This window comes from Streptomyces griseoruber (assembly GCF_001514205.1).
In the GTDB taxonomy this organism is placed as follows: domain Bacteria; phylum Actinomycetota; class Actinomycetes; order Streptomycetales; family Streptomycetaceae; genus Streptomyces; species Streptomyces griseoruber.
The window spans coordinates 1,540-3,205 of the sequence record NZ_KQ948805.1 but is presented as its reverse complement, the minus strand read 5'-3'; the positions used below and the strand labels follow the sequence as shown (position 1 = coordinate 3,205).

The following is a 1,666-nucleotide window of genomic DNA, read 5'->3' as shown; positions in this document are numbered from 1 at the left end:
GGCCGGTCGGCGTGGCCTCGATGCCCCGGGTGCCCCCGAACTCGTCACGGAGCTGAGCGCTTTGGGTGCCGAGGTCGAGGTGATGGCGGTGGATGTCGCCGACCGCGATCGGTTGGCCGACGTGCTGGCTGGGCGTGCGCTGACCGCTGTGGTGCATGCGGCGGGTGTCCTGGACGACGGTGTCGTGTCGTCCCTCACCGCGGAGCGGCTCGCGACCGTGTTGCGGCCGAAGGTGGACGCGGTCGTGCACCTGCACGAGCTGACCCGCGACGCCGACCTCTCCGCGTTCGTGGTCTTTTCCTCCGTCGCCGGGACGTTCGGTAGTGCGGGTCAGGCGAACTACGCCGCGGCCAACGCCTTCCTGGACGCCTTTGCCGCCCGCCGCCGCTCCTCGGGTCTGCCGGCGCTGTCCCTCGCCTGGGGTCCGTGGGCGCCCGGTGCGGGCATGACCGCCGAACTGACCGAGGCGGACCTGCGGCGCATGGCACGCGAGGGCATGCAGCCGCTCGCCCTCGAACAGGGTCTCGAACTGTTCAACGCCGCCCTGGAGATCGGCCCGGCGCTCGAAAGGGGAGCGGTGCTGCCGATCAACCTCGACCTCGCGGCGCTCCGCAGGGGCGGACAGGTCCCCGATCTGCTGCGCGCTCTCGTGCGCACGCCCGCACGCCGGGCTGCGGGGGCACAGGCCGTGGGGGGAAGTGCGGCCGACATCGGCCGACGGGTCAGAGGGCTTCCCGAGGCCGAGCGTGAGAAGTTCCTGCTGGACCTCGTGTGCGGGCAGGCCGCCTCCGTCCTCGGCCACACGTCCGCCGCCGACCTGGAGGCCGACCAGGCCTTCAAGGTTCTCGGCTTCGACTCCCTGACCTCGGTGGAGCTCCGCAACCGCGTGAGCACGGCCACCGGCATGAGGCTCCCCGCCACCCTGGTCTTCGACTACCCGACCCCGGCCGCCCTGGCCCGCCACCTCCTGTCCGAGCTGTCGGACGGAGAGGAGACCGTCGACACGGCGTCGGCACTGCCTGCGGCGACGAGTGTGACCGACGATCCGGTGGTGATCGTCGGGATGGCGTGCCGGTTCCCCGGTGGGGTGGGTTCGCCGGAGGATCTGTGGCGGCTGGTGAGCGAGGGCCGTGACGCGATCGGGGGGTTCCCCACGGATCGCGGCTGGGACCTCGACGCGCTCTACGACCCGGAGCCGGGCACGCCCGGTCGTACCTACGTCCGTGAGGGCGGGTTCCTCTACGACGCCGCCCTGTTCGATTCCTCGCTGTTCGGGATCTCGCCGCGTGAGGCGTTGGCGATGGATCCGCAGCAGCGGATGCTGCTGGAGACGTCGTGGGAGGTCCTGGAACGGGCCGGCATCGACCCGGCGACGCTCCGCGGCAGCCGTACCGGCGTCTTCGCCGGCGCGATCACACAGGACTACGGCTCCTGCATGCGCGCCGGGGAGCACGACTCCGACGGCTACCTGCTGACCGGTTCGACGGGCAGTGTGGCGTCGGGGCGTATCGCGTACTCGTTCGGTTTCGAGGGTCCCGCGGTGACGGTGGACACGGCGTGTTCGTCGTCGTTGGTGGCGTTGCACCTGGCGGTGCAGGCGTTGCGCGCGGGCGAGTGTGATCTGGCGCTGGCCGGTGGTGTGACGGTGATGGCGGGGCCGGAGATG

At 71.6% G+C, this 1,666-nt stretch carries 1 protein-coding gene; it reads left to right on the top strand.

The features are described 5' to 3' along the window. On the top strand, positions 1-1,666 hold a 1,666-nt coding region (locus AQJ64_RS48820; RefSeq protein WP_159060363.1), incomplete at both ends, for a type I polyketide synthase.